We start from the raw sequence: 19,739 nt of genomic DNA on the forward strand, positions 1-19,739 counted from the left end.
CGGTGCGGGTGCTGCGGGACGCCCGCTACGCCCCCGACCCGGCGAGAAAAGGGGCGGGCCGGAGGCATGAGCCTCCGGCCTGTTTCTATGACAAGCGGTCACGAGGACCGCCGAGGGTCAGTAGTGGTGATGGCGGCGCCGGCCGCCGAACGTCTTGCCGAGGTGGAAGCCGCCGGGCAGGTGCACCGACACGTGACGGCGGCCGTCGGGGGTGGTCGAGACGTGGAAGCGGCGGCCGCCGAAGCTGTGGCCGATGCCGTGCCGCGAGAGGTTGATCCGGAACGGACCCACTTTGACCGACTTGCTGTAGTGCCAGCCCACTGTCCCTCCTCCACCGTCATGCGCTCAGTGGGAAGAACGTCCGGAACGGCGGCCGGGTTCCCGGACTGGTCGCGCGTACGCACGCGGAAGTGGCTCTGAGGCTGACCGCGGGCTCGGTCTACGTTATGAGCAGGACCTAGGGAAGGGGCTACCGACATGATCGTGATCGCGCATCTGAGTGACGTCCACATCGGCGCCACGGCCGAGACCGCCACCCGTACGGCGGCGGTCATGCGTTACCTCGACGCGCTGCCCGCCGACCTCGACGCCGTGCTGGTCACCGGCGACATCGCCGACCACGGGACGGCCGGGGAGTACGAAAGCGCCGCCAAGCTGCTCACCTCCCGCCACCCCGTCCTGATCGGCCCCGGCAACCACGACGTGCGCGCCGAGTTCCGCCGCGTCCTGCTGGGCAGGCCGGCCGATGACCGGCCGGTCAACCAGGTGCTGCGCACGCCGAACGCGATCTACGCGATGTGCGACTCCTCCATCCCCGGCGAGGCGGCGGGCCACCTGGAGGACGAGACGCTCGACTGGCTCGCGGGCGTGCTGGCGGGCAGCGGCGGGCTGCCGGTGTTCGTGGCCTTCCACCACCCGCCGGTCATGCTGCACGGCCCCGGCATCGACGGCATCAGGATGCACGAGACGGAACGCCTCGAAGCGCTGCTCGCCGAGCACCCGAACGTGCCCGCCGTGCTGGTGGGTCATGCGCACACGGCCGCCGCCACCACGTTCGCGGGCCGGCCGCTGCTGGTGGGCGGCGGCGTGGTGTCCACGCTGAAGCTGCCCTGGGAGGGCGGCGTCAGCCTCGCCGAGGCCATCGACTACGCCCTGCCGCCGCTGATCGCCTTCCACGTGTTCGACGGCGCCAGGACGACCACGCACTACCGCGTCGTGCCGTGAGCGGAGACGGGCCCCGGACCCAAGGGGGCCCGTCTCCGCACGGTCACCGTTCGGTGAGCTCGATGAACGTCACCGAGTACGCCGGGAAGTCGTAGGTGAAGGCCGAGGAGAAGCCGGTCACCCGCTGCCGCCGCGGCGAGATGCGGTCGGGGTCGGACAGGGAGTTGACGTCCGAGGGCGACCCGGTCAGCGTCGTCACGGTCGCCGACGGGCGGAGCCGGGCCGAGCCGAGGTCCACGCTCCCGCGTACGGCACCGTCCTGCGCGTTGACGACCTTGAGCGTGATCGACTTCCCGTTCCTGGAGACCACCTGGTAGAGCGGCTCCACCCGGGCGCCGTCGACGAACTCGTTGACCTTCTCGCCGTCCAGCCAGGTCGTGATCGTGCGCCCGCTGACCTGCACCTTCAGGCGGTAGTCTCGGCCGGTCTCGACGGTGGTGGAGGAGGTGGCGACGGACGACTTGCCGCCGTTGACCGCCTTCTCGACGGCGGACTGGGTGTTGTTCCAGCCGCCGACGTTCCACCAGTAGTAGGTGCCGCTGTCGCGGACCCCGAACATGATCAGGAAACCCTCGGCGCCGGCGGTCTTGCGTGCCGTCACCTCGATCGTGTAGTTCGACCAGTCGGCCGAGCCGGCCGTGGACCTGGCGTCCTCGATTTGCGCGGTCTGGACGTACGCGCCGTCCTGGACCGCCCACGTGCCGAGCCCCGGCGACCAGCGGCCGGCGCCGGCCGAGAAGTCGTCCGCCAGCAGCACGGTGCCGTCGGCCGCGGTGACCTTGACGTCGTCGTAGCGGACCGCGGTGTTCCACGCGCCCAGCCCGACCGCGCCCCTGATGTCCTCGACCGGCCGCGGCTCGCCCGCGAACCTGCTGGGCACGATCCGGTCTCCGACGTTCGTGGCGAACAGGCGCTGCACGTGGTAGCTGGGCGAGCCGTACGCCTGGTCGTTGTCGAACCAGATGAGGTCGGGCGACCAGTCCACGTAGTCGACGTTGGCCAGCAGCGGCGCGTACGACGCCAGCTTCACCACGTCGGAGTTGCGCTCGATGCCCGTCAGGTACGACGCCTCGCTCAGCGCGTTGTAGAAGGTGTTGCCCCGGGAGGCGTACTCGCCCACGAACACCTGCGGCCCCTCGCGGTCGTAGGAGTCGTAGCGGTGGTTGTTGGCGAGGAACCAGTCGGGGTTGTTGTAGTAGTGCTCGTCGACGAGGTCCGCCTTCTGGTCACGGGCGAACTGCCACATCCGGTCGAACCAGGCGCCCTGCGAGGTCTGCCCCGAGTTGCTGATGATTTTGATGTCGGGGTGCTTCGCCCTGATCGCGGCGGCGAACTTCGGATAGTTGGCGAAGAACTCCTCGTAGATCTCCTCGTTGCCGAGCCCGATGTACTCCAGCCCGAACGGCTTCGGATGCCCCATCTCGGCCCGCTTCTTCCCCCAGGTGGAGGTGGCGGGGCCGTTGGCGAACTCGATGAGGTCGAGCGTGTCCTGCACCCAGCGGGCCAGTTTGGCCTCGTCGGTGAGCGGCCGGTTCTCGCCGCAGCCGTTCACGCCGACCGACAGCACCGGCAGCGCCTTCGCCCCGATGTCCTCGGCGAACTGGAAGTACTCGTAGTAGCCGAGGCCGTAGCTCTGGTTGTAGCCCCAGAAGTTGAAGTTGGTGGGCCGTTCCTCGACCGGGCCGATCGTCTCCTTCCACTGGTAGATGCGGCGCCGGTCCCCGGTCTCCGCGTACGGGTCGTAGGTGCCGACGTTCGTCACGCAGCCGCCGGGGAAGCGCAGGAACCGCGGCTTGAGGTCGGCGATCAGTTTCGCCAGGTCGGCCCGCATCCCGTGCCCCTTGTACGTCTCGCGCGGGAACAGCGAGACCATGTCGAGGTCGGTCCGCCCGGCGGGCCCCTGCACGACGAGCCGCCCCGCGTCGGTCGTGGCGGAGGCGGTGAACGACGCCCGGTACTCGGCCCAGCCGCCCGCCTTCACCCGCACGGTGGCCCGGCCCACCACCGTCGTGCCGTCCTCGGCGGTCACCGTGAGCGTGCCGGGCTCGGTGCGCCTGGCCCACAGCGACAGGTCGTAACGCTCGCCCTTGCGCAGCGGCAGGCCGCGGTTGAAGCCGGCGTTGCTCACTCCGGCCGTGCCCGTCCCGGTCACGTCGAGGCGCAGGTAGTTGCGGTTGTTCGCGTTGAGCGGGAGGTCGCCGGTGACGGCCAGGGCGGCGGTGGCGCCGCGCTCGGCCTTGCTCCAGGCGGTCAGTCCCGTGTAGGTGGGCTCGTCGGTCGCGTTGAACTCGAACGAGCGGTTCTGCACCAGCTCGGCGTACAGGCCGCCGTCGGCGGCGTGGTTGATGTCCTCGTAGAAGACCCCGTACAGGTCGGGGCCGACCTTCGTGCCCTTGGCCCGGGTGTCCACGGTCAGCTCGCCCGTGGTGTACCCCTCGACGCGGAACCTGGCGGGCGGCGTGCCCATCACGAGCGCGCCGCCGCTGACGGCGACGGCCCGATCGCCCGAGGTGAGCGTGACCTTGCCGCCGCCCGCGTCGGTGAGCTTGAAGACCGAGCCCTGGGCGGACAGGCGCACCTTGGCCGCCGCCTCCAGGTACTTCCCGCCGGCCACGTCCTTGAGCCTGACGCCGTCACCGCTCGGCTCGGCGGTGAAGGCCAGGCTCGTCATGCCCGCCGACGCCGAGGCGCGCACCGCGCCCGAGCGCTCGGCCGTCAGGTACGGCCGCTCCGCCGCCCGCAGCGTGAACGTCCCCTCCGGCACCACCGCCCGGCCGGGAGCCGCCTTGATCGCGAAGTAGTCGAAGTCCACCCGCATGGAGGTGCCGTTCTGGGCCGAGAGCCCGAAGAGCCCGACCTGCCCGACCGCGAGCCGGGCGGTCATCCTGGACGCCTCCACCCACGCGGCGCCGTCCCAGTAGGAGGAGACGAACGCGTCGCCGGTGCGCGCCAGCTTGAGCACCTCGGCGGTGGAGCCTGGCCGGGCCGAGAAGGCGGAGGTGAAGGCGGCGCCGACCTCGGTGGCCGTCTCGATGACCGGGCCGCCTTCGAAGCCGACGTGGGCGAGCCCGGCGCGCACGTAGTTGTCCCAGTCCTGCCAGGCCAGCAGGCCCGCGCTCTGGTAGTCGAGCGCCACGGGGGCGCTGAGCCGCGTCACCACCTCGAAGTCGCCGTCGGGGACGTCCACGAGGAAGAGGTTGCGCGCGTTGTTGGTGGCCTGGTGGGTGTCGCCGGTGGAGGTGTCGAGGTGCAGGGCGCCGCCGGACAGGCTCCACCGGGAGTCGTCGGGGGACAGCACGCTCCAGTCGGGGCCGAGCGTGGTGCCGTCGAACTCGTCCACGACGGCGCCGCCGGGTAAGGGGGCGGGTTCGGCCGGCGCGCGGGCGGGCGCCACCAGGGAAGCGGCCACGAGCAGGGCCGACAGGATGATGCGCGACATGAGCGGAGGGCTCCTCACGGGTTGTTAGCGTTAACACGGAAGTGAGCGTTAACAAGCGCGATCGGCGCCACGTTAGGGACGTCCGACCAGGGGCGTCAAGAGGCGGCTGCGTAACCCGACCGTAATCCGGCGAGCCCTTGACGGAAGTGATTGTGAGCGTTCACAGTCGGGGCCAAGCCAGGAAAGGAGCACGGCCGTGAGATCCACCCTGGGGCGCCGCCTACCGGTCATGGCCGACGTGGCCAGAGAGGCCGGCGTGTCGCATCAGACCGTCTCACGCGTGCTCAACGACCATCCGAACGTCCGCAGCGAGACCCGTACGCGGGTGCTCCAGGCCATCGACAAGCTCGGCTACCGCCGTAACCTCGTCGCCCGCGCCCTGGTCACCAAGCACTCCAGGACGCTCGGCGTGGTCAGCTTCGACACCACCCTGTACGGCCCGGCCAGCACCGTCTACGGCATCGAGCAGGCGGCCAGGGCGGCCGGCTACTTCGTCAGCATCGTCAGCCTCACCTCGATCGACAGGGCCGGCGTCCGCGACGCCCTCGACTACCTGGCCGACCAGGGCGTGGACGGCGCCGTGGTGGTCGCGCCGCAGCGCTCGGCCGCCCAGGCGCTGGCCGACCTGCCGTCCGGCATCCCCACGGTCGCCGTCGAGGGCGGGCAGGCCGGCGAGGTGTCGGTGGTCTGTGTCGACCAGGTCGCGGGCGGCAGGCTCGCCACCGAGCACCTGCTCGCGCTCGGCCACGAGACGGTCTGGCACGTCGGAGGTCCCTCCGACTGGCTGGAGGCGGAAGGGCGGGTGGCGGGGTGGCGGGCCGCGCTGGAGGAGGCGGGCCGCGAGGTCCCGCGGCCGCTCGCCGGTGACTGGAGCCCGCGTTCGGGCTACGAGGCGGGCCGCAGCCTGGCGAGCATGAGGAACGTCACGGCGGTCTTCGTCGCCAACGACCAGATGGCGCTCGGCGTGCTGCGGGCGTTCAGTGAGCAGGGGGTGAGAGTGCCCGAGCAGGTGAGCGTGGTCGGCTTCGACGACGTGCCCGAGTCGGCGTACTTCTCCCCGCCGCTCACGACCATCAGACAGGACTTCGGCGCGGTGGGAAGACACAGCATCGAGGTGCTGGTACGGCAGCTCAAAGGCGGCCTCGACGAGCGGGAGCGGCTCGTGGTGCCGCCCTCGTTCGTGGCCAGGGCCAGTACGGCCCCTCCGGCCTGAGTGAGCTGTGGAAAGGCAGGACGCGCTGGTGCCCATCCGGGCTTGTTAGCGCTCACATCGAAAGGAACCCCCCACGTGTTAAGAAGGATCTCGGCGCTGGTGCTCGCCGGACTCACCGCGTTCGCGGTGGCGTCGTGCGGCAGCGAGGGCGGCGGTGGCACCGGTGGCGACGCGGGTGCCGGTGGCGGGACGGACGACACGATCGTCATGGGCTTCTCCCAGGTCGGCGCGGAGAGCGGCTGGCGCACCGCCAACACCAAGTCCGTCCAGGAGTCGGCGAAGGCCGCGGGCATCGAGCTCAAGTTCTCCGACGCGCAGCAGAAGCAGGAGAACCAGATCAAGGCGATCCGCTCGTTCATCCAGCAGCGGGTGGACGTGATCGCCTTCTCGCCGGTGGTGGAGTCGGGCTGGGACCCGGTGCTCAACGAGGCCAAGAACGCGAAGATCCCGGTCATCCTGACCGACCGCGCGGTCGACTCCCAGGACACCTCCCTCTACAAGACCTTCCTCGGCTCCGACTTCATCGAGGAGGGCAAGAAGGCCGGCCAGTGGCTGGTCGAGGAGTACAAGGACTCCTCCGACACCGTGAACATCGTCGAGCTGCAGGGCACGACCGGCTCGGCCCCGGCCAACGACCGCAAGGCCGGCTTCGCCGAGGTCATCCAGGCCGACGCGAAGTTCAAGATCATCGCCTCGCAGACCGGCGACTTCACCAGGGCCAAGGGCAAGGAGGTCATGGAGGCCTTCCTGAAGTCCAACCCCGACATCGACGTCCTCTACGCCCACAACGACGACATGGGACTCGGCGCCATCGAGGCGATCGAGGGCGCGGGCAAGGTGCCCGGCAAGGACATCAAGATCATCACCGTGGACGCGGTGAAGGACGGCATGCAGGCGCTCGCCGACGGGAAGATCAACTACATCGTCGAGTGCTCGCCGCTGCTCGGCCCGCAGCTCATGGACCTCGCCAAGAAGGTCGTCGCGGGCGGGGAGGTGCCGACCCGGGTGGTGACAGAGGAGACCACGTTCACCCAGGAGCAGGCCAAGGAGGCGCTGCCCTCCCGCCAGTACTGACCTGCGGGGCGTGACGACGACGAGCGGCGGCCCGGAGCAGGCGCCCGGGCCGCCGCCCCAACGGAAGGGGAAAGGCACATGGCCGTACCCGCGCCGGTCCTGACGATGAGCGGGATCGGCAAGAGGTTTCCGGGGGTGACGGCCCTGGACGGCGTGAACCTGCGGCTGCTGCCCGGCGAGGTGCACGCGCTGATGGGCGAGAACGGGGCGGGCAAGTCCACCCTGATCAAGGTGCTCACCGGCGTGTACGCCGCCGACGCCGGCACGATCGAGCTGGGCGGCGCGCCGGTGGCGTTCGCCAGCCCGCTGGAGGCGCAGCAGGCCGGCATCAGCACGGTCTACCAGGAGGTCAACCTCTGCACGAATCTGTCCGTGGCCGAGAACATCCTGCTCGGCAGGGAGCCGCGCCGCCTCGGCCGCATCGACTGGCGGCGCATGCGGGCCCGCGCCGGTGAGCTGCTGGCCCGGCTGGAGCTGGAGCTGGACGTGGCGGCGCCGCTGTCGTCGTACTCGCTGGCCGTCCAGCAGATGGTGGCGATCGCGCGGGCGATCGACATCGACGCCAGGGTGCTGATCCTGGACGAGCCGACCTCCAGCCTCGACGCCGACGAGGTGCGCCAGCTGTTCAGGGTGATGCGGCGGCTGAAGGAGGAGGGCATCGCGATCCTGTTCGTCTCGCACTTCCTCGACCAGATCTACGAGATCTCCGACCGCATGACGATCCTGCGCAACGGCCGGCTGGTCGGCGAGTACGCCACCCGCGAGCTGCCGCAGGTCGAGCTGGTCGCGAAGATGATCGGCAAGGAGCTGGCCGCGCTGGAGCGGCTGCACGGCACGGCCACGGTGTCCGAGACGCCGCTGGTCGAGGCGCGCGAGCTGGGGCGTACCGGGGCGATCGAGCCGTTCAGCCTGACCATCCACGAAGGCGAGGTGGTGGGGCTGGCCGGGCTGCTCGGCTCCGGCCGTACGGAGATCGCCCGGCTGCTGTTCGGCGCCGACCACGCGAGCACGGGCGAGATCGCGGTCGGCGGCGCACCGGCGTCCTTACGCACGCCGCGCACGGCGATGACCCACAAGATCGCGTTCTGCTCGGAGAACCGCAAGACCGACGGCCTGATCCCCGACCTCACCGTCCGCGAGAACATCATCCTGGCCCTGCAGGCCACCAGGGGCTGGACCAGGCCGGTGCCCCGCGACCAGCAGGACGAGCTGGTCGGCAGGTACATCAAGGCGCTCAACATCAGCCCGCCCAACCCCGAGCACCTGGTCCGCGACCTCAGCGGCGGCAACCAGCAGAAGGTGGTGCTGGCGAGGTGGCTGATCCTGGAGCCCAGGCTGCTCATCCTCGACGAGCCGACCCGCGGCATCGACGTCGGCGCGAAGACCGAGATCCAGCGCCTGGTGGCGGAGCTGTCGGACGGCGGGATGGCGGTGCTGTTCATCTCGGCGGAGCTGGAGGAGGTGCTGCGGCTCAGCCACAAGGTCGAGGTGCTGCGTGACCGGCGGCTGGTGGCCGAGCTGCCCAACGACGCCGAGCTGACGACCGACGTGCTGATGGAGACGATCGCGAGCGGAGGGCGGGCCTCATGAGACGCCTGATGTGGCCGGTCGTGGTGCTGGCCCTGCTGCTGGCGCTGAACGTGTTCTTCACGCCCGGCTTCTTCTCGATCGAGGTCAAGGACGGCCACCTGTACGGCAGCCTGATCGACATCCTGCGCTTCGGCGCGCCGCTCATCCTGGTCTCGCTCGGCATGACGCTGGTCATCGCGACCGGCGGCATCGACCTGTCGGTCGGCTCGGTGGTGGCCATCTCGGGCGCGCTGGCCTGCCTGCTCATCAGCGAGGAGGCGAGCCTGTTCACCGCGGTGGCGCTGGCGCTCGGGCTGTGCCTGGTGCTCGGCGTATGGAACGGGTTCCTGGTCGCCGGCATCGGCATCCAGCCGATCATCGCCACGCTGATCCTCATGGTGGCCGGGCGCGGGCTGGCCCAGCTCATCACCGACGGGCAGATCATCACCGTCAACAGCCCGGCGTACAAGGTGATCGGCGGCGGCTACTTCCTGACCGTGCCGTTCGGCATCCTCATCGTGGTGGCGGTGCTCGCGATCACCGCGTTCCTGACCAGGCGGCTGGCGCTCGGCATGCTGATCGAGTCGGTCGGCGGCAACGCCGAGGCGAGCAGGCTGGCCGGCATCAGGTCGCGCGGCATCATCGTCATGGTCTACGCCTTCGCCGCCCTGTGCGCGGGCGTCGCGGGCCTGATGATCAGCTCGAACGTCTCCAGCGCCGACGGCAACAACGCCGGCCTGTGGATCGAGCTGGACGCGATCCTGGCCGTGGTGATCGGCGGCACGTCGCTGGCCGGCGGGCGCTTCTCGCTCGGCGGCACGGTGCTGGGCGCGCTCATCATCCAGACGCTGACCACCACCATCTATTCGATCGGCGTGCCGCCGGAGACGACGCTGCTGTTCAAGGCGCTGGTCGTGACCGCGGTCTGCCTGATCCAGTCGCCGGCGTTCCGCGCCAAGGTGATGCGGCGGCGCGGGCGCGCCGCGCCGCCGGGCCCGCCGGCCACGGCGGCGGCACCCAGTGAGGCCACGAGCACGCCGGACGGAGTGAGGTCATGAGCACGATGAGCGGGACGGCGGCGCTCGGGCGGGTGCCGGTGCCGGCGAAGTATCTGCCGGTCCTGGTGACCGGCTGCCTGTTCGTGGCCATGTTCGTGGCGGGCGGGATCCGCTACGAGGGGTTCGCGCACGGGCAGGTCATTCTCAACGTCTTCATCGACAACGCGTTCCTGCTGGTGGTGGCGGTGGGGATGACGTTCGTGATCCTGACGGGGGGCATCGACCTGTCGGTGGGGTCGGTGGTGGCGCTGTCGACGATGATCGCGGCCAGCCTCGTGTCGGGGCCCGGGTGGCCGCCGTACCTCGTGGTGCCGCTGGTGCTGGCCATCGGGGCCGGGCTCGGGCTGGTGATGGGGTACATCGTGCACGCCTTCGACATCCAGCCGTTCATCGTGACCTTGGCGGGCATGTTCCTGGCGCGCGGGCTCTGCTACACGATCGGCACCGACTCGATCCCCATCAGGGACGCCACGTTCACGGCGTTCGCGCAGACCAGGGTCGATCTGTTCGCCGATCTGTGGATCTCGCCGAGCGTGGTGATCGCGCTCGTGGTGGTCGCGGTGGCGGCGTACGTGCTGCACTACACCCGCTTCGGCCGGTCGGTCCACGCGACGGGCGGCAACGCGCAGTCGGCGCTGCTCATGGGGCTGCCGGTGGGCCGGACGAAGATCATGGTCTACACGATCAGCGGGTTCTGCTCGGCGCTCGGCGGAGTGCTGCTGTCGTTCTACATGCTCTCCGGTTACGGCCTGCACGCGGTGGGCATGGAGCTGGACGCGATCGCGGCGGTGGTCATCGGCGGCACGCTGCTGACCGGCGGCACCGGGTTCCTGCTGGGGACCGTGCTCGGCGTGCTCGTGCTGGGCCTGATCCAGACCATCCTCAGCTTCGAGGGGACGCTGTCGTCGTGGTGGACGAAGATCGTCATCGGCATGTTGCTCTTCGTCTTCATCCTCCTGCAGCGGCTGTTCTCCGTACGAACACGGAGGTGAGGAGGGGGTAACCGGAAAGAAACCTGCCCAATCGGCCGGCCGGGCAGGCGTCATGCCTGGTCAGGACGAAGATCGAGGGCCCGAGCATCCGACTGGAAAGTTACCATCAGGTTATGCCCCGGCGTTGACATAGTCTTTGTTAGCGATAACAATCGGGCGAAGCAGGTGTGAACTTTGTTCTGATTCGTCACGTTCTGTGGCTGAATCTCCTCACTTTACCCGGCAGCAGCCGCGTTCCAGCGCTGCCGCGACCCCTATGGAAAGGGACACTCATGAGGTTGGGACGAATCGGGGGCGTGGTGTCGGCCATCGCGCTCGCCGCGACCATGACGGCGTGCGGATCGAGCACGAAGACCGTCGACGCCGAAGCCTCGACATCGGCCGCGGCAGGCAACGCCGGCGCCCTGATCGGCGTCACGATGCCGACCAAGTCCTCCGAGCGCTGGATCCATGACGGCGACAACGTCAAGAAGCAGCTCGAGCAGCTCGGCTACAAGGTCGACCTCCAGTACGCCGAGAACGACATCCCGACGCAGGCCAACCAGATCGAGAACCAGATCACCAAGGGCGCCAAGCTCCTGATCATCGCCTCGATCGACGGCACCGCGATCACCTCCCAGCTGCAGCAGGCCGCCGACGCGAAGATCCCGGTCATCGCCTACGACCGGCTGATCCGCAACAGCCCCAACGTCGACTACTACGCCACCTTCGACAACTTCAAGGTCGGCGTGCAGCAGGCGACCTCCCTGCTCAAGGGCCTCGGCGTCGAGGACGGCAAGAAGGGCCCGTTCAACGTCGAGCTGTTCGGCGGCTCGCCCGACGACAACAACGCCACGTTCTTCTGGAACGGCGCCATGTCGGTGCTCCAGCCGAAGATCGACGACGGCACCCTGGTGATCAAGAGCGGCCAGACCGACTTCAAGCAGGCCGCCATCCTGCGGTGGGACCCCGCCACGGCGCAGAAGCGCATGGAGGACATCATCACCAAGACCTACACCGGCTCCACCAAGGTCGACGGCGTGCTGTCCCCCTACGACGGCCTGTCCATCGGCATCCTGTCGGCGCTGAAGAGCTCCGGCTACGGCAAGCCGTACCCGATCGTGACCGGCCAGGACGCCGAGCTCCAGTCGGTGAAGTCGATCATCGCCGACGAGCAGTACTCCACGATCTTCAAGGACACCCGCAAGCTCGCAGAGCAGACGGTGAAGATGGCCGACGCCGTCCTCAAGGGCCAGCAGCCCGAGGTGAACAACACCAAGGACTACGACAACGGCAACAAGGTCGTGCCCTCGTACCTGCTCGACCCGGTGATCGTCGACAAGAGCAACTACAAGGACGTCATCGTCGGCGGCAACTACTACACCGAGGACCAGCTCAAGTAAGGGACCGTGCCCCTGGGGACGACCGTTCCCGGGGGCTCTCCCTGAACGCGAGGGGCATATGACCGAGCACATCTTGCGGATGAGCGGGATCACCAAGACGTTCCCCGGCGTCAAAGCGCTCCAGGACGTCAACCTGTCGGTGCGGCACGGCGAGATCCACGCCATCTGCGGCGAGAACGGCGCAGGGAAGTCGACGCTGATGAAGGTCCTGTCCGGGGTCTACCCGCACGGGGACTACGAGGGCGAGATCTTCTTCGAGGGGCGGCGCTGCGAGTTCGGCGGCATCCGCGACAGCGAGCACGCCGGCATCGTCATCATCCACCAGGAGCTGGCACTCAGCCCGCAGCTGTCGATCGCCGAGAACATCTTCCTCGGCAACGAGCGCGCCAGCCGCGGCTTCATCGACTGGAACCGCACCAACTACGAGGCCGCCGAGTTGATGAAGCGGGTCGGCCTGCGGGAGAACCCGACCACGTCGATCTCCGACATCGGCGTGGGCAAGCAGCAGCTCGTCGAGATCGCCAAGGCGCTGTCGAAGAAGGTGAAGCTGCTCATCCTCGACGAGCCCACCGCGGCGCTCAACGACGACGACTCCGCGCACCTGCTCGACCTGCTGCGCGGGCTGCGCGACGAGGGCATCACCTGCGTGATCATCTCGCACAAGCTCAACGAGGTGACCGCGATCGCCGACGCCGTCACGATCATCCGCGACGGCCGCACGATCGAGACGCTGGACATGGCCACCGACGCCGTCACCGAGGACCGCATCATCGCGGGCATGGTCGGCCGGGCGCTGGACAACCGCTTCCCGCCGCACGAGCCGACGATCGGCGACGAGGCGCTGCGCATCGAGGACTGGACGGTGTTCAGCCCGAACCAGCCGGACCGCAAGGTCGTCGACGGCGCCTCCCTGATGCTGCGGCGCGGCGAGATCGTCGGGCTGGCCGGGCTCATGGGGGCCGGGCGCACCGAGCTGGCGATGAGCCTGTTCGGGCGCACGTACGGGGTGCACATCTCCGGCAAGGTCTTCAAGGACGGCAAGCCGATCGAGATCCGCAACGTGCAGGACGCGATCAACCACGGCATCGCGTACGCCTCCGAGGACCGCAAGCGCTACGGGCTCAACCTCATCCAGGACATCAAGACCAACATCAGCGCCGCCGGGCTCAAGGGCCTGGCCAAGCGCGGCTGGGTGAACGAGAACGAGGAGTACCGGGTCGCCGAGGAGTTCCACAAGAGCATGAACATCAAGGCCCCGAGCGTCGGCAGCGTCGTGGGCCAGCTCAGCGGCGGCAACCAGCAGAAGGTCGTGCTGTCCAAGTGGATCATGACCGAGCCGGACGTGCTCATCCTCGACGAGCCCACCCGGGGCATCGACGTCGGCGCCAAGTACGAGATCTACACGATCATCAACCGGCTCGCCGACGAGGGCAAGGCCGTGCTCGTGATCTCCTCTGAGCTCCCCGAGCTGCTCGGCCTGTGCGACCGCATCTACGCACTCTCCGAAGGACGCATCACCGGCGAGGTACCCCGCCAGGAGGCCACCCAGGAAAGCCTCATGTATCTCATGACCAAGGGACAGGAGTAGCTCCCATGAGCAGCATCACGCCCACCGGCCTGCGTGAGGCCGGCGCCGCGGGCGACGGAGGAGCGCCCAAGCAGCCGGGCCGGGTGTCACTCGGCGGCATATCGCTCAACCTGCGCTCCAGCGGCATCTACATCGCCTTCGCACTGATCGTCGTGCTGTTCTCGGTGCTCACCGACGGCGCGCTGCTCACGCCGCAGAACATCTCCAACATCATCGTCCAGAACTCCTACGTCCTGATCCTGGCGATCGGGATGATCCTGGTCATCATCGCCGGGCACATCGACCTGTCGGTCGGCTCGGTGGTGGCGGTCACGGGAGCGCTGGCCGCGGTGCTGATGGTCAACATGGGCTGGCCGTGGCCGCTGGCCCTGCTCGCCACGCTGGTGGCGGGCGCGCTGATCGGCGCATGGCAGGGCTACTGGATCGCGTACTTCGGCATCCCGGCGTTCATCGTGACGCTGGCCGGCATGCTGCTGTTCCGCGCGCTGACGCTGACCGTGCTCGGCAACCAGGGCATCGGCCCGTTCCCCGACCAGGTCCGTACGCTGGCCAACGGCTTCACCGACGGCTACCTCGGCAACGTCGGCCTCGGCCCGCTCGGCGGCGCCGACCTGTTCAGCCTGCTCATCGGCATCATCGCGATCGCCGGCATGTTCACCGCCCAGTGGCGGGCCCGCGCCGCGCGCAAGGGGTACGGCCAGTCGGTCGAGCCCATGGCGCTGTTCGTGCTGAAGCTGGCGGCGGGGACCGCGCTGATCCTGTTCCTGGTCGTGCAGCTGGCCAGGTTCAAGAACCTGCCGTGGGTGCTGGTGCTGCTGGCGATCCTCGTGCTGGCGTACTCGCTGATGGCCAACCGCACGGTCTTCGGCCGGCAGATCTACGCCATCGGCGGCAACCTGCAGGCCGCGATCATGTCCGGCGTGAAGGTCAAGTCGGTCGTGTTCTGGATCTTCGTGAACATGGGCGTGCTGTCGGCCATCGCCGGCATCATCTTCGCCGGCCGGCTCAACCAGGCGGGCCCGACCGCGGGCAACAGCTTCGAGCTGGACGCGATCGCCGCGGCGTTCATCGGCGGCGCGGCCGTGCAGGGCGGCGTCGGCAAGGTGGTCGGCGCGATCACCGGCGGCCTCATCATGGCCGTCATCAACAACGGCATGTCGCTGATCGGCTCCCCGAGCGAGCGGGTCATGCTCGTCAAGGGCGCGGTGCTGCTGGCCGCCGTCGCGTTCGACGTGTGGACCAAGCGCAGGGCGGGCGCCGGCCGCTGACGGCTCGGGGGAGCCCGTGGCACCAAGATCCGGTACCCGGGCTCCCCTGAGTAAGATCCCCCAGAGCGAAAGGAGAGACCGTGACGACACCGAAGCGTCGCCTGCCGGTCATGGCCGACGTGGCCAAGGAGGCGGGCGTGTCGCATCAGACGGTCTCCCGGGTGCTCAACGACCACCCCAACGTCAGGCCCGACACCCGCGCGCGGGTGGAGGAGGCGATCAGCCGGCTCGGCTACCGCCGTAACCTCGTCGCCCGCGCCCTGGTCACCAAGCGCTCGCGCACCCTCGGCGTGGTCAGCTTCGACACCACCCTGTACGGCCCGGCCAGCACGATCTACGGAATCGAGCAGGCGGCACGGACGGCCGGCTACTTCGTCAGCATCGTCAGCCTGAAGTCGCTCGACACCGCCAGTGTCCGCGACGCCATCGGTTACCTGGCCGAGCAGGGCGTGGACGGCGTCGTGGTGGTGGCGCCGCAGCGCTCGGCCGGTCGCGCACTGGAGAGCCTGCCCCCTGGCATGCCGGCCGTCGCGGTCGAGGGCACCCACAGCGCCGACGTGTCGGTGGTCTGCATCGACCAGGCGGAGGGGGCCAGGCTCGCCACCCGCCATCTGCTCGACCAGGGCCACGAGACGGTCTGGCACGTCAGCGGCCCGCACGACTGGCTGGAGACCGAGGGCCGCCTCGAGGGCTGGCGCTCGGCGCTGGAGGAGGCGGGCAGGCCGGTGCCCGAGCCGCTGGCCGGCGACTGGAGCCCGCGCGCCGGCTACGAGGCGGGCAAGAGCCTGGCCGCGATGGACGGCGTCACCGCCGTCTTCGCGGCCAACGACCAGATGGCGCTCGGCGTGCTGCGCGCCCTGTCCGAGAAGGGAGTGCGGGTGCCCGACCAGATGAGCGTGGTCGGCTTCGACGACATCCCCGAGTCGGAGTTCTTCTCGCCGCCGCTCACCACGGTCAGGCAGGACTTCGACGTGGTGGGCCGGCACTGCATCGAGGTGCTGCTGCGGCAGATCGACGTGGGCCCGACCGCGTTCGAGCGCCTGGTCGTGCGGCCGAGCTTCGTGGTGCGGGCCAGCACCGCCCCTGTCCGGTAGATGATGGGGCATGCCCCCGGAAACCCCTGGAGTTCAATGTGAACGCTAACAAGTACGTCGTCGGAGTGGACTTCGGCACGCTCTCAGGGCGTGCCGTCGTCGTACGCGTGAGCGACGGCGCCGAGCTGGGCAGCGCCGTCCACGAGTACGCCCACCGCGTCATCGAGCAGACCCTGCCCGGCACCGACGTGCGCCTCGGCCCCGACTGGGCGCTGCAGTCGCCGCAGGACTGGATCGACGTCATAAAGATCGCAGTCCCGCAGGCCATCGCCGCGGCGGGGGTGCCGGCCGCCGACGTCGTCGGCATCGGCACCGACTTCACCGCCTGCACCGTCCTCCCGACCACGGCCGGCGGCACGCCGCTGTGCTTCGAGACGCCGGACGAGCCGCACGCCTGGCCCAAGCTGTGGAAGCACCACGCCGCCCAGCCGCACGCCGACCGCATCAACGAGCTGGCCGCGCGCCGCGGCGAGAGCTGGCTGCCCCGCTACGGCGGCAAGATCTCCTCCGAGTGGGAGTTCGCCAAGGCGCTGCAGCTGCTGGAGGAGGCCCCCGAGGTCTACGCCAGGACCGAGCGCTGGATCGAGGCCGCCGACTGGATCATCTGGCAGCTGACCGGCGTCGAGAGCCGCAACATCTGCACCGTCGGCTACAAGGGCGTCTTCCAGGACGGCGGCTACCCGTCGCGGGAGTTCCTCGCCGAGCTGAACCCCGGCTTCGCCGACTTCACCGCCAAGCTCGCCACCGGGCAGGTCGGCGACGACGTGGGCGGCGTCACGCTGGCTCCGCTGGGCGGCCTGGCCGGCCGGCTGACCGCGCGGGCCGCCGAGTGGACCGGCCTCCCCGAGGGCGCCGCCGTGGCCGTCGGCAACGTGGACGCCCACGTCACCGCGGCCGCCGCCGACGCCGTGCGGCCCGGCCAGATGGTCGCCATCATGGGCACCTCCACCTGCCACATCATGCCCAGCGACCGGCTGGCCGAGGTGCCCGGCATGTGCGGCGTCGTCCAGGACGGCATCGTGCCGGGCCTGTGGGGCTACGAGGCCGGGCAGTCCGCGGTCGGCGACATCTTCGGCTGGTTCGTGGACTCCTTCGGGACCGAGGGCCACGACGAGCTCACCGCGCTCGCCGAGAAGCAGGCCGTCGGGCAGCACGGGCTGGTCGCGCTCGACTGGTTCGGCGGCAACCGCTCGGTGCTGGTCGACCACAACCTGTCCGGCGTGATCGTCGGCCAGACCCTGGCCACCAGGCCCGAGGACGTCTACCGGGCGCTCATCGAGTCCACGGCCTACGGCGCCAGGATGATCGTCGAGACGTTCGAGCGGTCGGGCGTGCCGGTCGAGGAGTTCGTGGTGGCCGGCGGGCTGCTCAAGAACCCCTTCCTCATGCAGGTCTACGCCGACGTGCTGCGCCGCCCGCTGTCGGTCATCGGCTCCGACCAGGGGCCCGCGCTCGGCTCGGCCATCCACGCCGCCGTCGCCGCCGGCGCCTACGCCTCCATCGAAGAGGCCGCCGCGGCGATGGGCAAGCGCACCGAGCGGGCGTACGAGCCCGACCCGGCCCGCGCCGACGCCTACGACCGGCTCTACGCCGAGTACCGCAGGCTGCACGACTTCTTCGCCGACGGACGGATGCTGCACACGCTGCGCGCGATCAGGAACGAGGCAAGCGCATGACCACCCCCGATCTGACCACCCTCCGCAGGACCGTCGCGGACCTGCACGCCGAGCTGGTCCGCTACAACCTCGTGGCGTGGACGGCCGGCAACGTGTCGGGCCGCGTCCCCGGCGAGGACCTGTTCGTCATCAAGCCGTCGGGGGTCTCCTACGACGAGCTGACGCCGGAGAACATGGTCGTCTGCGACCTCGACGGCAACCTGGTCGAGGGCGAGCACTCGCCGTCCAGCGACACCGCCGCGCACGCGTACGTCTACCGCAACATGCCGGACGTGGGCGGCGTCGTGCACACCCACTCCACGTACGCCTCGGCGTGGGCCGCCCGCGGCGAGGCGATCCCGTGCGTGCTGACCGCGATGGCCGACGAGTTCGGCGGCGAGATCCCGGTGGGGCCGTTCGCGCTCATCGGCGACGACTCGATCGGCCAGGGCATCGTCGAGACGCTCAAGGGCCACCGCTCCAAGGCCGTGCTGATGCAGAACCACGGCGTGTTCAGCATCGGCAAGGACGCCAAGGCCGCGGTGAAGGCCGCCGTGATGTGCGAGGACGTGGCGCGTACGGTGCACGTGGCCCGCCAGCTCGGCGACCCGCTGCCCATCGCGCAGGACGACATCGACCGCCTGTACGACCGCTATCAGAACGTCTACGGACAGAGGAGCCCGCGTTGAAGATCTGGTTTCTGACCGGCAGCCAGGGACTGTACGGCGAGGACACGCTGCGCCAGGTGGCCGAGCAGTCGCGGCGCATCGCCGAGCAGCTGCCCCTGCCGGTGGAGTGGAAGCCCGTCCTGACCGACGCCGCGGCCATCCGGCGCGTGATGCTGGAGGCCAACGCCGACGACGAGTGCGCCGGCGTGATCACGTGGATGCACACGTTCTCCCCGGCCAAGATGTGGATCGCCGGGCTGGACGCGCTGCGCAAGCCGCTGCTGCACCTGCACACGCAGGCCAACGTCGAGCTGCCGTGGGCGACCATCGACATGGATTTCATGAACCTCAACCAGGCCGCGCACGGCGACCGGGAGTTCGGGTTCATCCAGACGCGGCTGGGCGTGCCGCGCAAGACCGTGGCGGGGCACGTCAGCGACCCGGCCGTGGGGCAGCGCATCCTCGCCTGGCACCGGGCGGCGACGGGCCTGGCCGAGCTGCGCACGCTCAGGCTGGCCCGCTTCGGCGACAACATGCGCGACGTGGCGGTGACCGAGGGCGACAAGGTGGAGGCGCAGCTGCGCTTCGGCGTCTCGGTCAACACCTACGGGGTCAACGACCTGGTCGAGGCCGTGGACGCCGCCTCCGAGGCGGACGTGACCGCGCTGGTGAAGGAGTACGAGGAGCAGTACCGCGTCGCCCCCGAGCTGCTCGGCGACCGCAACGACTCGCTGCGTTACGCGGCCAGGATCGAGCTGGGCCTGCGCGGCTTCCTGGAGGCGGGCGGCTTCAGGGCGTTCACCACGAACTTCGAGGACCTCGGCGGCCTGCGCCAGCTCCCCGGCCTGGCCGTGCAGCGGCTGATGGCCGACGGCTACGGCTTCGGCGGCGAGGGCGACTGGAAGACCTCGGTGCTGCTGCGCACGCTGAAGGCGATGACCGGCGGCCAGGGCGGCACGTCCTTCATGGAGGACTACACCTACGACATGACGCCGGGCGAGGAGCTCATCCTCGGCGCCCACATGCTGGAGGTGTGCCCGTCGATCGCGTCAGGCACGCCGTCGTGCGAGATCCACCCGCTCGGCATCGGCGACCGCGAGGACCCGGTGCGGCTGGTGTTCGACGCCGAGCCGGGCCCCGGCATCGTGGTGGGCCTGGCCGACATGGGTGACAGGTTCCGGCTGGTGGCCAACGAGATCGACGTGGTGACGCCGCCGCAGCCGCTGCCCAAGCTGCCGGTGGCGCGCGCCGTGTGGCGCCCGCGGCCGAACCTGCGCACCTCCACCGAGTCGTGGCTGACCGCCGGCGCCCCGCACCACACCGTGCTGTCGCAGGCGGTGGGCCGCGAGGAGCTGACGGACCTGGCCGAGATGCTGGGCGTGGAGCTGGTGATCATCGACGCCGACACCACGACCGAGCGCTTCGCCAAGGAGCTGCGCTGGAACCAGGCGTACTACCGGCTGGCCCAGGGTCTCTGATCGTCCGCGAGTTCCCGCGCCTTGAGCGGCCGCGCGG

Annotated in this window: 15 protein-coding genes; 13 read left to right on the forward strand and 2 right to left on the reverse strand. The window is 69.7% G+C overall.

What is annotated here, in order from left to right:
- Nucleotides 1–117: 117 nt before the first annotated feature.
- Complete coding sequence (locus AB0K18_RS27260; protein ID WP_364919365.1) at nucleotides 118–321, reverse strand: DUF4236 domain-containing protein; 204 nt, start codon at nucleotides 319–321, stop codon at nucleotides 118–120.
- Nucleotides 322–477: 156 nt separating this feature from the next.
- Here AB0K18_RS27260 and AB0K18_RS27265 point away from each other — a divergent pair, with 156 nt between their 5' ends.
- Nucleotides 478–1,224 carry a metallophosphoesterase gene (locus AB0K18_RS27265; RefSeq protein WP_364919368.1) on the forward strand — a complete coding sequence of 249 codons (747 nt, stop codon included), beginning with the start codon at nucleotides 478–480 and terminating at the stop codon, nucleotides 1,222–1,224.
- A gap of 43 nt (nucleotides 1,225–1,267) precedes the next feature.
- Here the strand turns inward: AB0K18_RS27265 and AB0K18_RS27270 are convergent, their stop codons facing one another.
- Nucleotides 1,268–4,663: an alpha-L-arabinofuranosidase C-terminal domain-containing protein gene (locus tag AB0K18_RS27270; RefSeq protein WP_364919372.1), complete on the reverse strand. Its 3,396-nt coding sequence runs from the start codon at nucleotides 4,661–4,663 to the stop codon at nucleotides 1,268–1,270.
- 229 nt (nucleotides 4,664–4,892) lie between these two features.
- On the opposite strand from AB0K18_RS27270, the gene AB0K18_RS27275 reads away from it, so the two are divergent.
- From AB0K18_RS27275 to araA, 12 genes are all read left to right on the forward strand, one after another.
- The gene (locus AB0K18_RS27275; protein ID WP_364919714.1) at nucleotides 4,893–5,876 is read left to right on the forward strand and encodes a LacI family DNA-binding transcriptional regulator; all 984 of its coding nucleotides are present in this window, start codon (nucleotides 4,893–4,895) and stop codon (nucleotides 5,874–5,876) included.
- 75 nt (nucleotides 5,877–5,951) lie between these two features.
- Entirely contained in the window at nucleotides 5,952–6,950 is a 999-nt protein-coding gene (locus tag AB0K18_RS27280; protein ID WP_364919375.1) for an ABC transporter substrate-binding protein, read from the forward strand.
- Nucleotides 6,951–7,028: 78 nt separating this feature from the next.
- The gene (locus AB0K18_RS27285) at nucleotides 7,029–8,540 is read left to right on the forward strand and encodes a sugar ABC transporter ATP-binding protein (protein ID WP_364919378.1); all 1,512 of its coding nucleotides are present in this window, start codon (nucleotides 7,029–7,031) and stop codon (nucleotides 8,538–8,540) included.
- Nucleotides 8,537–9,577: an ABC transporter permease gene (locus AB0K18_RS27290; RefSeq protein ID WP_364919381.1), complete on the forward strand. Its 1,041-nt coding sequence runs from the start codon at nucleotides 8,537–8,539 to the stop codon at nucleotides 9,575–9,577. Before AB0K18_RS27285 ends, AB0K18_RS27290 begins: the two co-directional genes overlap by 4 nt.
- Nucleotides 9,574–10,569: a galactofuranose ABC transporter, permease protein YjfF gene (gene yjfF / locus AB0K18_RS27295; RefSeq protein WP_364919384.1), complete on the forward strand. Its 996-nt coding sequence runs from the start codon at nucleotides 9,574–9,576 to the stop codon at nucleotides 10,567–10,569. Before AB0K18_RS27290 ends, yjfF begins: the two co-directional genes overlap by 4 nt.
- A 272-nt stretch (nucleotides 10,570–10,841) precedes the next feature.
- The gene (chvE, locus tag AB0K18_RS27300; protein WP_364919387.1) at nucleotides 10,842–11,951 is read left to right on the forward strand and encodes a multiple monosaccharide ABC transporter substrate-binding protein; all 1,110 of its coding nucleotides are present in this window, start codon (nucleotides 10,842–10,844) and stop codon (nucleotides 11,949–11,951) included.
- A 58-nt stretch (nucleotides 11,952–12,009) separates the two neighbouring features.
- Nucleotides 12,010–13,539: a multiple monosaccharide ABC transporter ATP-binding protein gene (mmsA, locus tag AB0K18_RS27305; protein ID WP_364919390.1), complete on the forward strand. Its 1,530-nt coding sequence runs from the start codon at nucleotides 12,010–12,012 to the stop codon at nucleotides 13,537–13,539.
- A gap of 5 nt (nucleotides 13,540–13,544) precedes the next feature.
- On the forward strand, nucleotides 13,545–14,807 hold the full coding sequence (gene mmsB, locus AB0K18_RS27310; RefSeq protein ID WP_364919392.1) for a multiple monosaccharide ABC transporter permease: 1,263 nt from the start codon (nucleotides 13,545–13,547) through the stop codon (nucleotides 14,805–14,807).
- An 80-nt stretch (nucleotides 14,808–14,887) separates the two neighbouring features.
- Complete coding sequence (locus AB0K18_RS27315; protein ID WP_355412953.1) at nucleotides 14,888–15,901, forward strand: LacI family DNA-binding transcriptional regulator; 1,014 nt, start codon at nucleotides 14,888–14,890, stop codon at nucleotides 15,899–15,901.
- Between the two features lie 38 nt (nucleotides 15,902–15,939).
- Nucleotides 15,940–17,577 (forward strand): ribulokinase, encoded by a 1,638-nt coding sequence (gene araB, locus AB0K18_RS27320; protein ID WP_364919394.1) that lies wholly within the window; start codon nucleotides 15,940–15,942, stop codon nucleotides 17,575–17,577.
- A complete protein-coding gene (locus tag AB0K18_RS27325) occupies nucleotides 17,574–18,245 on the forward strand; it encodes an L-ribulose-5-phosphate 4-epimerase (protein WP_364919396.1) in 672 nt (223 codons plus the stop codon). The genes araB and AB0K18_RS27325 overlap by 4 nt, the downstream gene beginning before the upstream one ends.
- On the forward strand, nucleotides 18,242–19,702 hold the full coding sequence (gene araA, locus AB0K18_RS27330) for an L-arabinose isomerase (RefSeq protein WP_364919399.1): 1,461 nt from the start codon (nucleotides 18,242–18,244) through the stop codon (nucleotides 19,700–19,702). The genes AB0K18_RS27325 and araA overlap by 4 nt, the downstream gene beginning before the upstream one ends.
- The last annotated feature ends 37 nt before the right edge of the window (nucleotides 19,703–19,739 follow it).

Origin of the sequence: Nonomuraea sp. NPDC049421, assembly GCF_040677005.1 — a bacterium.
In the GTDB taxonomy this organism is placed as follows: domain Bacteria; phylum Actinomycetota; class Actinomycetes; order Streptosporangiales; family Streptosporangiaceae; genus Nonomuraea; species Nonomuraea salmonea.

What these genes read in the sequence shown, in the direction of transcription:
- AB0K18_RS27325 (WP_364919396.1), top strand. Translation starts at nt 17,574, where the DNA reads ATGACCACCCCCGATCTGACCACCCTCCGCAGGACCGTCGCGGACCTG.
- AB0K18_RS27270 (WP_364919372.1), bottom strand. Translation starts at nt 4,663, where the DNA reads ATGTCGCGCATCATCCTGTCGGCCCTGCTCGTGGCCGCTTCCCTGGTG.
- AB0K18_RS27265 (WP_364919368.1), top strand. Translation starts at nt 478, where the DNA reads ATGATCGTGATCGCGCATCTGAGTGACGTCCACATCGGCGCCACGGCC.
- mmsB (WP_364919392.1), top strand. Translation starts at nt 13,545, where the DNA reads ATGAGCAGCATCACGCCCACCGGCCTGCGTGAGGCCGGCGCCGCGGGC.
- AB0K18_RS27285 (WP_364919378.1), top strand. Translation starts at nt 7,029, where the DNA reads ATGGCCGTACCCGCGCCGGTCCTGACGATGAGCGGGATCGGCAAGAGG.
- mmsA (WP_364919390.1), top strand. Translation starts at nt 12,010, where the DNA reads ATGACCGAGCACATCTTGCGGATGAGCGGGATCACCAAGACGTTCCCC.
- AB0K18_RS27290 (WP_364919381.1), top strand. Translation starts at nt 8,537, where the DNA reads ATGAGACGCCTGATGTGGCCGGTCGTGGTGCTGGCCCTGCTGCTGGCG.
- chvE (WP_364919387.1), top strand. Translation starts at nt 10,842, where the DNA reads ATGAGGTTGGGACGAATCGGGGGCGTGGTGTCGGCCATCGCGCTCGCC.
- AB0K18_RS27275 (WP_364919714.1), top strand. Translation starts at nt 4,893, where the DNA reads ATGGCCGACGTGGCCAGAGAGGCCGGCGTGTCGCATCAGACCGTCTCA.
- yjfF (WP_364919384.1), top strand. Translation starts at nt 9,574, where the DNA reads ATGAGCACGATGAGCGGGACGGCGGCGCTCGGGCGGGTGCCGGTGCCG.